This is a genomic window from Ureibacillus thermophilus (genome assembly GCF_004331915.1).
GTDB classification, from domain to species: Bacteria; Bacillota; Bacilli; order Bacillales_A; family Planococcaceae; genus Ureibacillus; species Ureibacillus thermophilus.
The window spans coordinates 2813366-2831703 of record NZ_CP036528.1; the positions used below are offsets into that span (position 1 = coordinate 2813366).

Sequence of the window (18338 nt, forward strand, 5' to 3'; positions counted from 1 at the left end):
ATGAATAATGAAGTTACCACTCATATATCGACTTCTCTACTATGACTTAATGAAAACTTTTTAGACAAGAAAGGTAACGATAAACTCGAAAGGAAACACAAAATAATCCCGCTAAAAAATGCTTTTGCCATGGATTTTGCTACATACTCTTTAGATATGTCTTCTATTTGTTTTTTTATGTTAGCAACGTTTTGGTCTATATTGATCAACTGTTGCTTCACTTGTTCTTTGATTTTCTTTTGCATTTCTGGAGACATTGGTGTTCCCTTTGGAATCTTCGCCAGTGTCTCTTTTTCAATATTTTTCGCAAGTAATTGCTTACTTTCCTCATCTAGCTCCAACACTTTATCGTTATTTTTTTCCTCAAAAAAAGTATCTCTTTGTTTCATTAAAACTTCCTGAATAGAATTTTTTACTTCTTCAGGAATGTTTGATTTTTTTACGATCATTACTCCTTCATCGACTACGTTAGCGGAATAATGATTTAGAAAGCTTAATGTTAAAGACACAAACAAAGCTACTCCAACCGCTCCTCCCATATTCCGAACCATCGCAAAAATACCTGAACTTAAAGAAATTTGAGTTTGAGAAACGGCGGCCGTGCATACTGTAACACTGGTAATCATAATAATCCCTAAACCCGTCCCTAAAATAGCAAGAAATGAAATTAAATTTAAAACACTTACATCCGTATCAATATTTATAAGCAAAATCAAACCAATAACACTTATTATATACCCTATTAACATAGGAATAAGATAGCCAATTTTATCGATTACTCTCCCAATAATTGGTGCTACGATGAGTATAACTCCGGAAAGGGGGGTAATTGCAAATGAAGCTTCTAATGTACTGAATTCCTTAACTCTAATGAGAAATATAGGAAGTAAAATTAATGTTCCCATTAATAATATACCGCCGAGAAAATTTGAAACTAATCCTGAAACATACAAACGATTCTTAAAAATGGAAAAATCGAGAATAGGGTTTTTTACTTTTGTTTCAACAAAAAGAAATAGGGCTCCGCTAACAACACTAATTATAAAATAAAGAAAGATTTTATGAGATGTCCATCCAATTTCTTCCCCTTGCAAAATGGCATACGTAAGAAAAAACAAACTCAAGCTCATCAACAAAATTCCCAATGGATCGAGTTTAAATTTATGAATGGGCTCATTTTGTACTCGAATAGCAAGATATATGAACGGAAATGCCAATAACACAATGGGGACATTAATATAAAACACCCATCTCCAGTGAATATACTCTGTAATAAGTCCTCCTAAGCTCGGGCCGATAGCAACCGCCATAGCACCTACAGCTCCCCAAATTCCCATTGCTAATCCCATTTTTTCTGGAGGAACAGCTGTTCTAACTAGCATCATACTTGTAGGGATGACCATTGCTCCGCCTATTCCTTGCAAAATTCGAAAAATAATAAGAGAATCTACCGTCGGTGCAATTCCACATAAAAACGAGCTAACCGCAAAAATGATGACTCCCCACAAAAAAGTGCGAACACGCCCTAACATATCAGCCATTTTACCGAGAGTAACTAATAATACTGCAAGTGTAAGAACAAACCCGTTTATGATCCATGAGGCTTTACTTAGGTCAATTTTGTAATCATCAATAATATTAGGAATAGCGATATTTACTACAGTACTATCTAAAAACACAAGAAAAAGCCCAATGCTTACTGCAAACACTTGTTTTAATCCTCTGTGCCGTTGTTCGTTTACAGTTTCAGTCATATATCCTGATCCTCCTATTTTATTGTTTAAATGCTAGCCGGAATATCCAATATTATTTTCCCAATAAGTTCCTTTAACAACTCTGGAGTTGGTCCTAACACTGTCCCTGCTTTACTGTCCCTTATATATCTTTCGAGAGGAGAGCGGGCGGAATAGGCATGACCTCCACAAACCTTCAAACACAAATTCGCCAACTTAAGCACAGCTTCACAAGCAATTATTTTAATTTCTAACAAAGTTATCATATCTAGCTTTCCTTTCTCCATTTGACAAGCCATATATTCCAAGGATCGTTCTGCCCGGTCGCATTCAATCTTCATTTCCGCAATAATTTGTTGTATACTTTGAAAAGATGCTAGATTCTTTTCGTTATGACTATAGAATCGATTTTTTACATACTCTACTGATTCACGATAAATAGCTTTTGCTATACCAACTTGTAAAGCTGAAATCCCTAACTGTCCCATAGGTAACAATTTTTCGCGAGAAATTTTAAATCCGTCTCCTTCATTACCGATTAAAGCTTTGCTTTCTATTCGACAATCCTTCATTTCTATAGGGGCGCTATTATTGCCACGTAACCCCATTAATTTCGGCATTTCTCCAACATATCCTCCTTTCTAACACTGATCATATTATACAAAAAAATTGTCAAGTGACATTCATCTCCCACTTATAGAAGTGGGAGACTTCTGTCAAAGTTTACGTTTAATTCGTTAAAAATTTGTAAATGATACAATAAGCTTATTATTCCGGCATAAAACTTATTCATTTCGACGCTTTTTGCTTTGGCGTATTCTTTTTAGTATTCATGAAAAACGTTTGCTCGTTGAAGCTTTTTTAAAAACTTAGGTGCCCACCAATTTATATCTCCCATGAGCTTCATTAACGATGGAACAAGCAATAATCGAACAACTGTAGCATCAATAAAAATAGCCAGTGCTATTCCTAACCCCATTTGTTTGACGGGAACAATACCTGTAAACGCAAATGCTCCTGTTACGATAATCATAATCAGCGCTGCAAATGTAATCACCCTGCTAGTCGAGGATAAGCCTTCGATTGTAGCTCTATCATTGTCATTCGTCTTCAAGTAGATTTCTTGAATTTTAGACAACAGGAAAACTTCATAATCCATGGATAAACCGAAGACAACTCCAAAAACGAAGACCGGAATCATAAGGGCGATAGCGGGAACCGGTTCAAAGCCAAAATGTCCTTCTTGAAAAATCCATACTAAAAGCCCAAATGAAGCCATTAAACTCATGATATTCATCACAATAGCTTTTAAAGGAATAACAATCGAACGAAATGCTAGAACTAAAATAATAAATGTAGATACAAAAACTATCAATAAACTATACTTGAAATTTTCGGAGATTTCATCATGAATTTCTTGGTTAAACTTTGGTAAACCTCCCAATAACACTTCAATCTGACCGTCATTTTTTTCCCAGCGCTTCACAAACTCTTTTGCTTCTTCCGAATCAAAATCAACATTTAAATGAACAGTAAAAATCGTTTGATTACCTTTCACTAATTTATTAATGAAAGGAGCTATTTTTTTCTTCGTTTCATCATTGTGCAGAAGCATATAAAGTTGTTGGTAATGTAAATCTCCCATGATTGAAAAGATAGAATCAACACTTGCCACGATCTCTTCCTTCTTTAAATCTTGCAACAAATTTTCCAGCTGTCTAAGAGATTCTTTTTCAAGTATATCATTTTCTTTCGTGCGAACGATCATTAGCACTTCCGAATGATTTTCACCCAAAAATTCTTTTTCGTAAATTTCGTACGCTATCCTAGTATCATATTCCTTTGGAAGCGCTGTAGCATCAGGGATGCTCAGTTTCATATTAGAAATAGGGATTGAACAGAAAAGCAAAATTCCAAAGCTAATCAACGACAATATCCCTGCTCGATTCATGACAAACTTAGAAAATCGATGCCATACACCCTCTCCGCTTCCTTTAATCTCGAGAACCTGTAATTTGTTAATATTTCTTCCTATTACAGATAAAAGAGCAGGCAGAAATGTCAGCGCTATGACTAATGAGAAGATGACAATCACTGCTCCGCTGATGGCCACTGTCTTAAAAATTTCAACATCAATAACTAACATGCTAGCTAACCCTAAAATCACGCATAAAGCCGAAAATAAGATAGCTCTCCCCGCAGTTTGCGCTGTAACAACAATTGCTTCCTTTACATCCCTAGATTTTAGCTCTTCCCGAAAACGACTGATAAATAACAAAGCAAAATCAATTCCTAAAGCCAATCCAATCATCGGAACAATATTCAATGTAAAGATGGATAACTCTTTCTGCTGACCGATGAAATACAAAGTTCCCATCGAACAACCAACAGCAAGTAAGCCAATCACAATCGGAACAGATGCCGCGACAAAACTCCCAAATGCGATTAATAAAACAATTAAAGCAATCGGGATTCCAATCATTTCTGCTTTCTTCAAATCTTCTTGACTTGCCTTATTCATATCCTCATTAATCAATGCCGGTCCTGTCAAACGAATATGAATTCCATCCTCACTTTTTAACTTCATCTTTAACTCATTGAGTATATCCCCCATATCGTTAAATTCCCGATCAAATCCCAAAACAGCAAATGCTACACTGCCTTTTAACTGCCCTTCTTGATCATAAGGAGATATAAGACTAACTAATCCCTCTACATTTTGAACACTTTCCAGCTTTTTTAGTATAAACTGCCTAAACGCCTCCTCCTTTACTTTTTCTTCCTTTTCGAATAAAACAATAACGCTATTATTAGGAAGATTAAATTCCTCTTTCGCTATTTTTTGGACTTTTGCATAAGAACCTTTCATCTCAAACCCATCGCCACTGAGCACATCCGGGAGTTTAAATGCATATAAAATAAGTAAAAATGAAGCGATTCCCCATAAAGCTAATATAATCCAGCGATAGACATATGTCATCTTACCTAAGCTTTTAAACATGAATATCATCACATCCAAAAAAATATTCACTGTATTGTTTTAATATGTTAAGGCTACACACCCTATAGATAAACCGGCGGAAGTTCCGAATAATAACACTAAATCTCCTCTATTAATCTTGTTATCTTCTATATAGTCAAACAATAACATTGGGAGAGAAGCTGCAATACAGTTCCCATGTGTAGAAATATGAGAGGCAATTTGTTCTGAATGAAATCCAAACTTTCTAAAAATGTCTATTCCATGCTTGCTTGTTTGATGAGGGAATAAATATTTAACATCACTTTGACATATACCACTTTCAGAAAAAAAATCTTGAAAAAAATCAGGAAGCAAACGAACTGCATACCTAAACACTTTTCTGCCATCCATCTGAAACAAATTATCTTCCATTCTCGTATTTGGATCATTAGGGTGTCTTAACGTACCTCCTCCTTTCACACATGTCAAATTTGCCCCTGAACCATAAGTTTGCATTTTGAAATAATGAAGAACGCTTTTTTCATCTTTTGCAGATTTGGTGACAATCGCAGCAGCAGCCCCATCTCCAAACAGAGCTCTTACCTCATTAGAAGTTTTTGGCAATGTTGGACTTGGAGCATCTGAACTGATGATTAAGATGCAATTGTAGACTTGATTATGAATAAGATTAGCCGCCACAAATAAAGCTAATCCGAAACTATAACACGTCGTATCAACATCAAAACACGGAATCCCTGAATCGCCCAAACCTAATTCTCGCTGAAATAAACTAGCTCCGCACGGAATGGCCTGTAATGGAGAACCATTCGCACCAATTATACAATCAATCTGCTCCGGATCAATTCCGCTATTTTGGATTGCCTGCTTAGCAGCTTTTACACCTAATGTTAACGCATTTTCTCCATTTTCAAAATCAACATAATGTCTAGACTCAATACCTGTTGCCTTAACAATCCAACCGCTCGTAACATTCATTTTTTCTTCTAATTCTTCACTTTTTACTTTCAGTGAACCAACGGCTTTTCCCATTCCAGCAATTTTTACTTTAAACATTTTTATCCCCTCCCTATACTCAATTATATTTATGATCCCTTGTTCCTTCACCGCCAACATCGTATCGGAACCCCGCCATTTTTTGACGGAGTACCGACACGAAATGGCGGAGTCCTGAATAAAAAAGAGAAAACGCCCTCACCGATCCGATGAAGGCGTTAACAACATATGAAGCTCTGGAATGAGTCCTAATTGTTTTGCTTTTTCCACGGCTTCTATTCGTGAAGATACGTGTAGCTTGATGAAGATACGCGATAGGTGTCTTTCTACACTTCGCTGGCTTATATGATGTTTTTTGGCAATGTCTTTATTACATAAACCGTTGGCGACTTCCATTAATATTTCTTGCTCAAGCTGGCTCAGCGCAACATGTTCTTCACTTTCTGCAATCTTGGTCTTTACTTCGCAACGATGCAGCTGACGCAGTAAATGCACAGGAATGACAACTTCATCTCTTAATGCACAGCGAATCGCTGTAATCAATTGCTCGCTTGTCCCCGTTTTACTGACAAAACCTGTAATGCCTGATTCAATCAAATAATTAAAAAAAGGAGCAACATCATATCCGGTATATATGACAATTTTCGCATTCGGTTGTTTTTGAAGAATTCGCTTACTTAATTCGGTGCCGCTCATATCCGGCATACGCCAATCAAGCAAAAACACATCATATGTACGTTGTTCCATCATCTGTTCCGCTTCTGTGCCAGATGTAACAAGTTCTACTTGAAAATCTTGTTCGTTCTCCAGCATGTTCTTTGTCCCTTCACCAACAAGGCGATGATCATCGACAATTAAAATATGAATCATACAAGTAAGTCCCCTTTCATGTTCATAACGGGATTGTGACAATGATATGTAGCCCATCTCCAAGTTGTGACGTCATCTCGCATGTTCCACTCAAGCTTTCAACGCGCTCTTTTATGCCAAACAAACCAAGCTTGCCATCACAATGATTTAATTTTTCCATATCTATACCTATGCCATTGTCAACGTAATGAAGTTGAATTTCCTCATTTCGAGCCTCCAATGTGAGTTGAATATGCGATGCCTGCGAATGTTTCAGCGCATTGTTTAATAATTCTTGGATAATCCGATAAATAGCAAGCTCCCGTTCTTCCTCCAATTTGGCTGATAAATGAACATTCCATTCTACTTTTATATTCGCACGTAATTGGAATCGTTGGATTAACTGTACGATCGCTTCCTTTAATCCGATTTGACTCAAAAATGGCGGTCTTAATTCATGGCATATCTCCCTTGTTACATCAATCATATCTACGATTTCTTCTTCGATATTGTTTAGCTGCTTTTTCATTTCTTCCATACGCATATTTTGAAAACGCAAGCTCTCCACTTTCCGTTTTAAAACAATTAAATCTTGAAGAATCGTATCGTGCAGATCAATGGCTAACTTACTTCTTTCCTTTTCTGACCATTTGAAGATCAAACGAGTGAGCCAGACAGAATTGTTTCTTTCCTTTACATTGTCTAACTCTTTTATTAAATCTTCTACTTTTGACATATTTTCAATCGTGATGCTGGCATAATAAACAATGGTGGATAACCAATCTTTTTGTTCTGCCCGAAATGGAATGGGATGTTTCTTTTTTCCTATTAATAGTAAAGGACTTTGGCGGAACGAGCCTACAAAGACCGCAAACAAACGCTTATTTTCAATGATTTTTCCAATCGAAAGTGGTTGACCATCCATCTTTTTGATTAACTTCATCCACTCTTTTTCATCGCAATGAAAAGGTGCTTGCATATTTTTGGCCTCTAATTGTACAAAAGCCAGATTCTCTATATCTAATACTTCTCTCACTTCTTTTTCCATGCATCGGATCACTTCTTGCATGTTTTTCTGTTTTTTTAATGTTTCGCCGATTCGATATATACTTTCTTGGTAAAAGTCTTTTTGTACATATAACTTAGCTCTTAATGTTCGATCGAAACATTCTTTTAAATAGAGAGCAAGGATATTTATTATATAAATTAGTAAAAACAACAAAACGAATTCAACAAGTCTCCACGCTTCATTGACAAATTTGGCATAAAGCAATGTAATAAGAAAAGCTGGGAGGAATGATAAAAAAGCATAGTACACAAAGCGATTGATGGAAAACTGCAATCGAAATAACCGATCTGTACAAATTAAATAAAGAAAGACAGATGGCAACACAAAAAGCGAAGTAACGGTTAATTCAGCTGGTAGTACCCATTTTCCAATGATTAGAACCGGGAGACTATAAAATAAAACAAATGGTGCGGCAGATAGCCCAATGGCTAAAAGCAAACCTTTGACCGTATTTTGCTGTTCATCTTTTTTAAGATAAACTAATCCTTTTCCTAACAAAGCCAGAATGATGACCATGTTGATAAAAAATGTAGCCAATAGCACTTCCGCTTCACTTATCGAACGAAACGATAAAGATATGAGTGAGGCAACGAACATCACTAAGTTAAACCCATAAAGGGAAAAGACGATTTTTTTCGCGAACCACACTTTCTTTTCTTTTTCAAAATAATGATGAACGAAGTGCAAAAAGACGGCAGGCAATATTAAAAATATACCGTTAAACATTTGCCTTCCAAACAGTGCATATTTCGCTGATAAGCTGGCACTTATATAACAAAGCCCTATCAATAATAAAAAGTAAATAAGCACGGTGGCCAATTTGTCATCCGGCCGCAGACGAAGCAAAAAAATGCTTAAACTAACAGCGAATAGAAAAAAACCCATCGGCAAGGCGATATAATACAGCCATTGTTCCGTTCCATGCGATTTATAGTCAACCGTCAATGTTTGGATTTGATTTTCTCTCTGAATCGTTATTGTTTTCGCTTGTTCAATTGTTTTGTATTTCCGGACAGTAAAATGGGAGAGCGGGGGCTTTCCGTCCACTTTCAGCACTTGATCATTAATATGAATGCCATTTTTTTTTGCCCAACCAAACTCGTAAATATCGCTTACAACAATATCACCGTTCTTATTTTTCTCTACATCCATGCCGATCAATGGATGCTTCACATTGAAAATGGTTAAATATAGTGCCACAATCGCAGCTACGCTTATCACGGTAATCGTTCGTCTCATCGCTCTCTACTTCCAATATCCAAGGGGGGTAACGGATTGGCTAAATACCTTTATTATCGCTTGAACTTCGAGTTCATCTAAACCTACTAAGCTTACTGTACCACTTTTTAATTTTTCAATAACCTCTGGATTTTCCATTAAAAAACGAATCATTTCTTGCATATTTACTCCCTCCGAAATTATAAAATTATCATTTTTAGTGCGGATTTGTACCTATCGTTTACATCCAGTTTCTCGATTTCTTGCAAAGCCTTTTCCTTGTAAATCTGGCTCATCACTTTTGCATAGTAAAACGCTCCTTCCTGTTCCATTTGCTGAATCACTTTTTCCTTTTGGACATAAAGCTCATTGTAATCAACATGATTGCTAAAATACTGTTTCAGTAAGTTATCCCGTTTACTTGTTAGCATGTACAAAATCGGAAGCGACTTCTTCTTCGCTTTGATGTCGTTCTTCTCATCCCAACGATACAACGCATCCATATCATTGTCGATTTGTGCAGCAATTCCTATATCATTGGCATACTTTTCAATGATGACAGTGTTTTTTTCAGCATCTGCTAATGCAGTTCCGACGAAACACGCCATTGCTACTAAAGAACCTGATTTTTTCTTCACCATTTCTATATACTCCGCTTCCGTCTGTATGTCATATGTGACATCCATATGCTGCCCGTTTACGCTTTGAAGCAATCGAGATGAAATATATAACTGTGCCTTTGCTTTTTTATGATCATCAATAAGTAAATCCACAATAGCTTTTTGTCCTGCTAACAATAACCCTATGGCTATATGAAGTGAAGTTGTAAGAGGTGCTTTGTTCCACGTGGTTTCCAAGCTGTCTTGATCAACGAGGTCATCGAGCATATCTCCCGCCAACATCATCAGTTCTACAGACGCTGCGATTCGTTCAGTTTCCTTCATGTTTTCGGAAAATATCTGATAATGCACACCAGCTAAGCGGCCGAACAAAAAGTCGCTTTGTTTTGTGTGCTCCTCTATTGATGTCAATACCGACTCTTTTAAAGACGGTACGGAAAAAGATGCTGTAACGATCTCTTTCATTTGCATCTTCACTGCTTCTTTTTCGATCATTTCAGCAACACCTTGCATAAAATAAATATTTCCAAATAGGTAAATTTCAACAAGATTTATAAAATTCCTTCTTCAAATCAGTGTAATTTTCAAAACAATAACCCCTTTGCTTTGACAAAGAGGGATTCACTATGTATTATCTGATGAACATGTTTTATCCAACTAACATATTTTGGGATTGGTGGAAGTAGCAGAAAATGGCGAAGAGTGAGTTTTTTTACAACACGGTTTCTAAAGAATATTTATGTTTGAGAGGTTGATTTCAAAAGGCATCCTCATTTTATAAGAAGCCACCATGTGCTCATGAAATTTTTAGCTTCACATCGGAGCGGGCATGGCATCGCTTTGTGGTCGAAAACCTATTACAGAAAAGGCATTCCCTGAGCGTTCTCGATACCATCGTTGTTGTCGCTCGCTACGTTGGATGATTAAATGGATTCGACATCAATTCGCAAACTTGGACAATCTCACGCGTATACCATTGTAGACAGTTTACCGATCTGTGCCATTATACACGTACTTCACGTATAAAACGGTTTCGAGATGTGGCGGATATCAGATATCGTGCTTTCAAGAAGATGTTCTTCTATGGATTTAAGATGCACATCCAAATTGCCAAACGAACGTTGGTGTTATGTCAAGAAAATAGACACAAAAAAATAGAGATTTTTTCTACCGCGCTTCGCTTGCTGGCCTTGTCAGGGAATGAAGGTGTTATCCTCTTTCATTTCTGACAAGGAAATAGATAATTAATACGCCTTTTCATACATCACTGGAGATGGATATCGATTGTCGGAATGGATTCGTTTGTAGTTGTAAAAACACTCAATGTACTCAAATACACTTACTTTGGCTTTTTTAGGATGGAGTTTTCCTATTCTAGGTTACGAATTCGCTTTTGTACTTCTCGCAATGCTTGCTCTTTCAACCGGAGGTTTCCACTTCTAACAAAACTGTGAACAGAATCTTATACCCATCTATGCAATGTTTTTGGCGATAAATCGATCTACCGTGCTGTTGCAGCGATAGTGTTGCCTTCTTCTACAACTAACTTAACGGCATGAAGTTTAAATTCTTTATCAAAACGTTTTCCCACGTTGGACACTCCCTTAATGTAATTAGTTTTATTATAACCTTTCTAGGTCGTGTCCACTTTTTAGACTAACATCAAATTTTCATAATGTGTTAAAATACTTTCATAAGGGGATTTGATTTGGGATGATTATACCAACATGCCATCAGTGGCAAGTACTAAGTTAAACCTCTCTTTTTTTAATTTTATTTCATTGATAGTAATCTTTTTATTAACAAATCTTGAGAGTTTTAAATTATTTTATTTAGATGTAGAAAACGGAATTTTATGAATCCAACGATAAAGTATATCTAAGATAAACTTTCCTAAAGGTATTGTAATAGGTAGAAGTAGTGTACCCAGCAAAAGCATAAAAGGCACAACCTCTTCGACATTCACTGTTTCTAAGCTACCTAATACTAAAATATATCCGATCAATAATCCAACAGAATTTGCAATTATACTAATAATGAATACTGAAATAGCCGAAACTTTCCATCTATGTCTGTTAGATAATGTAGATTTTTTTGAAAAATAGAAACCAACGTATCCAAAGGTAGGGATGATAGCAATTAAATAAGCTATATAAGTCCATCGACTACCAAATACATTGTAAAGACCGCCATATAAACCACTCAATCCATTAATACAAATGAAAGGAACTACAAAAGCTGTAATCACTCCAACTATAATACCTTTAATTATACTGATAAATATCAATTTTTATCTTCCTCCCGTAATTGAAAAATAGAACTTTAAAAAATGTACACTAGTGTTGCATTAATTTAATTTTAATATTAAAAAGACTCACAATCTTCACTTATTTTATTTTGTAGAAATATTATCTTTTCAAGTAATTCTTTTCCACAAACTCTTTCTGTGGAAAAACATAACCTTTCGCTTTTACCAAGAGTAGAAAGTAAATTATTTAATAAAGTAAAAGAATTCTTTGATAATAATGGTGTAAAGTTAGTTTACTCAGATTATGCAATTAATCACTGGAGTTTCCTAGAGTATATCCCTGGTATGCCAATTTCTTTTAATATTCGATACTCAATTGATGATGCATACGTTATATACAAAGGAGATGCTATAAAAAAAGGGGGATTAAATATAAATAAAGTAGCAGAAGCAAGTAGTCTTCTTGTTAATTCCGCATACTTTCTGGGAAAAGATTACTCGTGGGGAGATGCTGAAATTTATAAGAGAGCAGTTGGAGAGATTAAAAAACCTGGTAACACAACAACTTGGCGTGCGATCGGAACAAATCATCATATAACCTTTATGGTAAATCACCTCTCCAACCAGTTCTAGTTTTTAATGTTTCCCTTGTAAATTCTTTAATTTTATTTAAAGGAATATTAGATATCACCAACTCTTTTAATCCAAATTTATCTTTATTAGAGTAGCCACGAATCTTATTTTCCTTTAAATATTTAATTATTTCGTTTCTCCATAAAAGATCTAAAAGATTTGTGGCTTCTATTTGCTTATTAAATTTACTAGCCCTAATTCTTTTAATGGACACATTTCCGTACCTATTCATATATGCCATGATAATTCCCCAATACTCCGGTACTTTTTCTTCAATAACATCTATAAACTTTTCTCCAATGACTATTGTACATTTGTCAAAAGTTTTTTCATAATGTTTTATTTGATTTTCTAAACGCTCAAGTGTATCAAAATCACTTTTTATTTCATAACCATGTAATAATCCATTGGCTATCACTACATCTGCTCGAGCTAAGCCATCACAGATGGACAATTCTTCAATAATTCTGTAATGTTTATTTTTATTTTTCTTTTCTAATGTTTCGACCAGTTTTCGTCTAATTTCATTATCCGTCAACATATACTTTCACTCCAAAAAATACTCATTTATAATAAAATATATTTCAACAACTAATATGTCATTCCTTTTTATGCTCAAGAAAAATTATGTGATTCTAAGAACAATTTCGCAATGATAATTTATTATTGAACAATTATGATTTTTTACAGCTACTTGTAGATAAATAATGCCCCGTAAGAAATTCATCTTACAGAGCACTTCAAATAGCCTGGTTGAACCTATTGCTTCAGTTCACCCCCAACGCTTTAAACACAGCATCAATCGGATCCGCATAAAAAATGGGTTGCACTTTAACTAATAAATCCGATGGAACCGTTTGAAAATCTACAGCCGATAATGCAGGAATTAAAACCTTTTTCGCTCCAGCATCCACACAAACTTGCAAAACATTGGCTAACTCCTCAACTTTAGAAATTGTTCCTCCAACAGTCATATTCCCAATGACAACCGTTGACTCTAGAACCGGTTTATCCAATGCTCCGGAGCACAGACCAATTAATTCCGCTACAGCCAATTCTCCCGTTAAACCAATTCCTTGCAAATCGCTTATGTGCATCAAGTAATCTTTTGTTTTGGTACTAATAGAATTACTTATACTCTTACAATTTGCGGCAAAATAACGAAATGCCGTATCTAAGCTTTCTTTTGCACCACGATGAGAACCGACACCAGATTTTTCAAACTTTCCTGTTCCACTAACCACTTGATTTTCAAGTTTGTAAACGCCAATCATTCCTGAATCACTTTGACCAACAACATACACATGACCTGGTTTACCAATTCCTTCTGGGATTAATTTTCCGCCCCCTTGTTCAGGAACGGAAACATATTCCTCTAGTAAAGTTTCCTTATCAATATAAGAAAACATTATATCATAAAATTCCATGCCACCGATTTTTTTCAATTGTTCTTTTACACGACGACGACCTTCCAATGCATATTTTAAAATTTCTTCAATATCTTCCTTCACATATTCTCCATTTGGATAAATTAACTTCACTAATCCAGATACAGTTTTCCGAACCGCAATCGTATCTCGCTGATTTAAATTGTTTCCTAATTTAAAATATCGGTCAATTGCATCAGAGAAGGAACGTTTTCTCATCTCTCTAAAAAATTCCGCTACATAATCGACAATAAAACCATATTTGTCTGTAAAGAATTCTGGACGCATTTTTGGAATCTCCCAGCCAGGTAAATAATAATGCATACGATCAAAAAATGCGGTATCATTTGCCATTTCATCAGGAAACGGTGCAAATAAATGAGATGTTTTCAACAATACGTCCACACTTTGATTGATGTTGCCGACAAACACCATGGAAGCGGAAGCATTCTTTTCCTCCTTCCCCCTTGCAAAAGACCCAGATGCCATATAATCTTTCATGATTTGAATGCCATCTTTGTCTTTAAATTTAATGCCTGCCACTTCATCAAAAGCCACACAATCCCATAATCCAACAAGACCAATTTTTCGAGTAGACATATTGTAGAAAAGGTTCGCTACTGTTGTTTGTCCACCAGAAACTAGAATCGAATTCGGCGAAATTTCTTTATAAACATGGGATTTTCCTGTTCCCCTTGGACCCAATTCACACATATTATAGTTATTTTCCACAAGCGGTACTAAACGCAATAATAGATGCCATTTCACCCGTTCTTCTAATTGAGTTGGTTCCATACCAACAGATCGAATAAGAACATCAATCCATTCATCTTTCGTAAAATGTTTTCGTCCTTCAAAAATTTCATTGATGTCCATATTAGGCAGCTGAATCGGCTTTAAATTACTAACGCTGAATGGATTAATGTTGCGCACTTCTTCATCGTAAAAATAATCAATCTTCACCATGCTCCAAATGCCGCCCACTAGAAGCTTGTCATATTCCTTTACAAAATTAGAAGGAATCGGCACTCCTTTTAAACCTAGATTGGAAAATTCCGCTTCATATACATCCAATTTGGGATTTAATTTTACGGTTACTTTATCAATAATTGAATATTGACCTAACTCACGAATTTTAGATTTAATCTTTTCTGCTTCATCCGGACGCACAAAATTATCTGCAAGAATCTTTTTCACTCGTTCAATTCCCTCACGGATACTTTCTTCATCATCAGTTGCGCAATACATTCCCAATAAGTATTCAAGAACATAAACAGGTACATTGGCGCCTTCCTTAATTAGTTTGGTTAAATCCTTGCGAACAACACGGCCTGCAAAATATTGATTCAATTTTTTATCTAAATCGAGAACTGCTGCCTCTTCGCTCATAATTCCGCCCCCTAACGCCTAAAAATCAAAATCGCTTACAATGCCTAAATTTATTGAAAATGGAATTTTTTCCGTCATAATTCCTGTTTCCATATCTTTAATAATCAGATAGTACGTTTTATTGCGGTCATAAGGAAGACTTTTTAATGCAAATTGTAACTTAAACGTGCGTTCTGCTGGATCATCTGATGTTCGATCTCCAATTACTCTTTCTTCATTTGATAAAATATTTCCTTCCTCATCTGCCATGTATATGATAACTGTACGAGGATTCATTTTTTCTTCCACTTTCTCTGTCTGGAAGAAACTCAAATGGAAAATGCTATTAGTAATTCTTCTCATCGTACTTGTCAATCTTATATCCACTTTTGAAATGGATTTAACGCCCTTTTGACCTGCCCGTTTATTTTTGAAAATGAGCAGCGGAACAACAATTTCTTGTAAGCTTGCCCCACCATGGACAAAATTGATACCTGATCCTTGATTTCGATTGCGAATTGTTCCATTCGGCACATACACAAAAAATTGCAACTCATTGCGAATAACGGAAGATAAATCAATGCAAGTTTGTCCAGATACCTCTTTTTTCTCTTTGGATAAAATATAGCGACTTTTGGCTTCAATCATTTCCATTGGCTCTTTTATGATTTTATCGCTTTCTTGTAAAGGCTCACGTTGATATAAAAAACCATGGTCTGCCGTAATATAAATATTTGTACCACTTAAATCATCACGAATTATTTTTACTAAATCATACAATTGATTGACCGCTTTTTCTGCCGCATCAAAGGTATAAATTTCGGTTGTTGCTTTGTCACCTACCGCATCAATGGTGTCATGGTAAATATAAATGAGTTTCTTACCTTTAAAGGTTTCACGTCTACCTGCTTTATTCATATTCAATATATCTTGATAATAAATAGCGATACTATCTTCTGTTACCCCTTCAAGAATAGATTTTCGATGTTCAAGTCCGGATGAAACCTGTCCATTCACAAGCACTTGTCCAGATTCATTTATATCAATCGTTTTATGAGGGAGAAGGGCTGCCATGCCAAGCTTAGTAACAGACGGAATGACCCCAAGCATTGACTGAATTTCGCATATTCCAATCGTTTCCGCATTCAAACGCTCTGCAAGTTCGACACCGATTTCATAACGTAAGGCATCTGAAATAATAACAAATACCCGCTCTCCTTTATAAATATGAGGAGCAATAATGGAAGAATAAAATTTTTGCTGATTCAATACACCAGGTAATGACCATTGTTCCGTCATTTCCGATTTCACGGCTTGGGTCCAATGAGCACTCAATTCACCCATATACCAATGAGTATAAAGATATTCCACTTGTTCTTTCAATTTTTTCAAAAGTTCATTATTCTCCTGATCATAGGCAACGTAAAACTTGCGATAATATGTATCCATTACATGATACTTTGTTTGATATGCGTTAAACATATCAATTGCCTGACCAGTAGGAATACCAAGGGAATATTCTTTATAAAACTCATGCATTTTTACTGTATAATAAAGTGCTTCATAAACCGCAGCAAACCGTTCATAAAAATGTTTTGCCCTTCTTAATTTAATGAGCTTAATATATTCTTCAAAATCTTCAAGCTTTTCCAATAGGCTATTAGCAATATACATAATAATGGTTTTATCAATATAAGGAAAAATCTCAGCCTGTTTAAATTCATCAATCGGAATGGATAGTAAAATTTGAGGAAGTTGAATTTCTCTTTCCACCAACTCAATATAATCATTAAATACAACGTAATCGGCTTTGTGATGCATCCAATGATCAATGAATACTAGGGCATTTGTTCGGTTTCGAACAGCAATATAATCTTTAATATCCGCTAAATATTCCTCTTTGACAGAATGACTGAAAGCTGTTACTGCCAAATGAATAAATAATGTTTTTAAACTTTTTGTTTCCCGTTCATAACCATAATATTCTGCTGCATATTTCCAAAAAGCATCAATATCAAAAAACTTCTCCATTTGTGTTAAATACTTGTTGTTTTCATCTTCCAACGTATCCATTAAAACTGTTTTCAACACCTCTTCAAAGTCAGGTGTTTTCAAATTGCAAAAAACACTCATGATGGCAATTTCGATCATTTCTTCATTGTAAGAATCCATTTGGAAAGCTTGAAACTTTCGATAGCGTTCTTTATTGTTAAAGAACTTTTCATATTTTTTGATGACAGGACGCAAAGAAGAATCCATTCGAAGATCATTTAAAATTAAAGAAATGCGATCAGCATAGAAAGTCTTCGAATATAAAACGGTATCTGCCAACCAATTATGTTCTATTTCCAAGTCTAAGTTGGTATAGATTAAATAATTTGAAGTTGGGTCTTCTTCCTCTAATAAATACTTCATATAAAATTGATTATTTTCTGTCAAGGTTTCAATTTTTACATCCTCTAAAGTAAATTGTTGAATGTCTTCAATAAACTCTTGATCCCGGTCTACCCAAAAGACAATTTTTCGGAGTTCTCCATCTTCGAGGGGTTCATTAAAAATATCTTGTAATGCAGATGTAATTTGGGTTAAATTCATTGCAATCACCTACCTAATTATCAATATTACCTTATAATCCAGCGTTCCAACAATGACGCTGAGAAAAAAGAAGAAAGCAAATCCAAAGCGGACTTGCTTTAAACATATAACTATTTATAAATATCTCCACGACTATCAACATTAAAAACAAAAATCACAATTTCATGCTCCATGATAGTATAAAGAATCCGATATTTTCCTACACGCAATCGATAAGAATTCGTATAGCCTGCCAATTTTTTTATATCCTGCTTCGTAAAGTCAAAAGGGGATTCAGATAATTGTAATAAGGATTTTTTTATTCTTTCTTGCGTCACTCTATCTAATTTTTTAATATTTTTTGCTGCCAATTTTGAAAAGCGGAGTTCATACTTCACGCTTTCCATCATCCTCAAAGACTTGGTCAAAGGTTAGGAATTCACCTTTTTGATATTCTTCATAGCTTCTTTCAATCTCTTTCTTTGTCTCTTTATCAAGAACAACTTCTTCGATGGAATCTTCGTTTAACTTATCAAGAAAATCTTTTATGATTTTGTATTTATCAGCAGGCATTTGATCGATTTGCTTAAATAAATCCCATTTCGTAATTTCCATCATCATTT

Annotated in this window: 16 protein-coding genes and 2 pseudogenes; 2 read left to right on the plus strand and 16 right to left on the minus strand. The window is 35.2% G+C overall.

Annotated features, from left to right (window positions below):
* Positions 1-20 precede the first annotated feature (20 nt).
* The 8 genes from DKZ56_RS14215 to DKZ56_RS14250 form a co-directional block, all read right to left on the minus strand.
* The gene (locus DKZ56_RS14215; protein WP_208650565.1) at positions 21-1754 is read right to left on the minus strand and encodes an MFS transporter; all 1734 of its coding nucleotides are present in this window, start codon (positions 1752-1754) and stop codon (positions 21-23) included.
* Positions 1755-1780: 26 nt separating this feature from the next.
* Positions 1781-2353: an acyl-CoA dehydrogenase family protein gene (locus tag DKZ56_RS14220; RefSeq protein WP_208650566.1), complete on the minus strand. Its 573-nt coding sequence runs from the start codon at positions 2351-2353 to the stop codon at positions 1781-1783.
* Positions 2354-2556: 203 nt separating this feature from the next.
* A complete protein-coding gene (locus tag DKZ56_RS14225) occupies positions 2557-4734 on the minus strand; it encodes an MMPL family transporter (RefSeq protein WP_208650567.1) in 2178 nt (725 codons plus the stop codon).
* Between the two features lie 39 nt (positions 4735-4773).
* Positions 4774-5769, minus strand: a complete 996-nt coding sequence (locus DKZ56_RS14230) for a 3-oxoacyl-[acyl-carrier-protein] synthase III C-terminal domain-containing protein (protein ID WP_208650568.1) — start codon at positions 5767-5769, stop codon at positions 4774-4776.
* Positions 5770-5907: 138 nt separating this feature from the next.
* Entirely contained in the window at positions 5908-6579 is a 672-nt protein-coding gene (locus DKZ56_RS14235; RefSeq protein WP_208650569.1) for a response regulator transcription factor, read from the minus strand.
* A 22-nt stretch (positions 6580-6601) separates the two neighbouring features.
* Positions 6602-8866 (minus strand): ATP-binding protein, encoded by a 2265-nt coding sequence (locus DKZ56_RS14240; RefSeq protein ID WP_208650570.1) that lies wholly within the window; start codon positions 8864-8866, stop codon positions 6602-6604.
* 6 nt (positions 8867-8872) lie between these two features.
* Entirely contained in the window at positions 8873-9028 is a 156-nt protein-coding gene (comX, locus tag DKZ56_RS14245) for a competence pheromone ComX (protein ID WP_008881885.1), read from the minus strand.
* A 17-nt stretch (positions 9029-9045) separates the two neighbouring features.
* Positions 9046-9960: a polyprenyl synthetase family protein gene (locus tag DKZ56_RS14250; RefSeq protein ID WP_245989501.1), complete on the minus strand. Its 915-nt coding sequence runs from the start codon at positions 9958-9960 to the stop codon at positions 9046-9048.
* A 305-nt stretch (positions 9961-10265) separates the two neighbouring features.
* On the opposite strand from DKZ56_RS14250, the pseudogene DKZ56_RS15630 reads away from it, so the two are divergent.
* A pseudogene (locus DKZ56_RS15630) lies at positions 10266-10589 on the plus strand (transposase family protein); the annotation flags it as partial.
* 120 nt (positions 10590-10709) lie between these two features.
* On the opposite strand, the pseudogene DKZ56_RS16015 reads toward DKZ56_RS15630, so the two are convergent.
* From DKZ56_RS16015 to DKZ56_RS14265, 3 genes and pseudogenes are all read right to left on the minus strand, one after another.
* Positions 10710-10817: pseudogene (locus tag DKZ56_RS16015) on the minus strand (IS3 family transposase); the annotation flags it as partial.
* Positions 10818-10966: 149 nt separating this feature from the next.
* Positions 10967-11056 carry a transposase gene (locus DKZ56_RS14260; protein ID WP_141603388.1) on the minus strand — a complete coding sequence of 30 codons (90 nt, stop codon included), beginning with the start codon at positions 11054-11056 and terminating at the stop codon, positions 10967-10969.
* Positions 11057-11293: 237 nt separating this feature from the next.
* Positions 11294-11752 (minus strand): hypothetical protein, encoded by a 459-nt coding sequence (locus DKZ56_RS14265; RefSeq protein ID WP_016838198.1) that lies wholly within the window; start codon positions 11750-11752, stop codon positions 11294-11296.
* A gap of 159 nt (positions 11753-11911) precedes the next feature.
* On the opposite strand from DKZ56_RS14265, the gene DKZ56_RS14270 reads away from it, so the two are divergent.
* A complete protein-coding gene (locus DKZ56_RS14270; RefSeq protein WP_245989503.1) occupies positions 11912-12346 on the plus strand; it encodes a beta family protein in 435 nt (144 codons plus the stop codon).
* Here DKZ56_RS14270 and DKZ56_RS14275 read toward each other — a convergent pair.
* From DKZ56_RS14275 to DKZ56_RS14295, 5 genes are all read right to left on the minus strand, one after another.
* The gene (locus tag DKZ56_RS14275; protein ID WP_208650572.1) at positions 12315-12887 is read right to left on the minus strand and encodes a sce7726 family protein; all 573 of its coding nucleotides are present in this window, start codon (positions 12885-12887) and stop codon (positions 12315-12317) included. The two genes, DKZ56_RS14270 and DKZ56_RS14275, sit on opposite strands and share 32 nt — an antisense overlap.
* A gap of 226 nt (positions 12888-13113) precedes the next feature.
* A complete protein-coding gene (brxL, locus tag DKZ56_RS14280; protein ID WP_208650573.1) occupies positions 13114-15162 on the minus strand; it encodes a protease Lon-related BREX system protein BrxL in 2049 nt (682 codons plus the stop codon).
* A gap of 18 nt (positions 15163-15180) precedes the next feature.
* Positions 15181-17736, minus strand: coding sequence for a BREX-1 system phosphatase PglZ type A (gene pglZ, locus DKZ56_RS14285; protein WP_208650574.1), 2556 nt, complete (start codon positions 17734-17736; stop codon positions 15181-15183).
* A gap of 110 nt (positions 17737-17846) precedes the next feature.
* Positions 17847-18113 (minus strand): type II toxin-antitoxin system RelE family toxin, encoded by a 267-nt coding sequence (locus DKZ56_RS14290; protein ID WP_208650575.1) that lies wholly within the window; start codon positions 18111-18113, stop codon positions 17847-17849.
* On the minus strand, positions 18103-18330 hold the full coding sequence (locus tag DKZ56_RS14295) for a hypothetical protein (protein WP_208650576.1): 228 nt from the start codon (positions 18328-18330) through the stop codon (positions 18103-18105). The genes DKZ56_RS14290 and DKZ56_RS14295 overlap by 11 nt, the downstream gene beginning before the upstream one ends.
* Between the last annotated feature and the right edge of the window lie 8 nt (positions 18331-18338).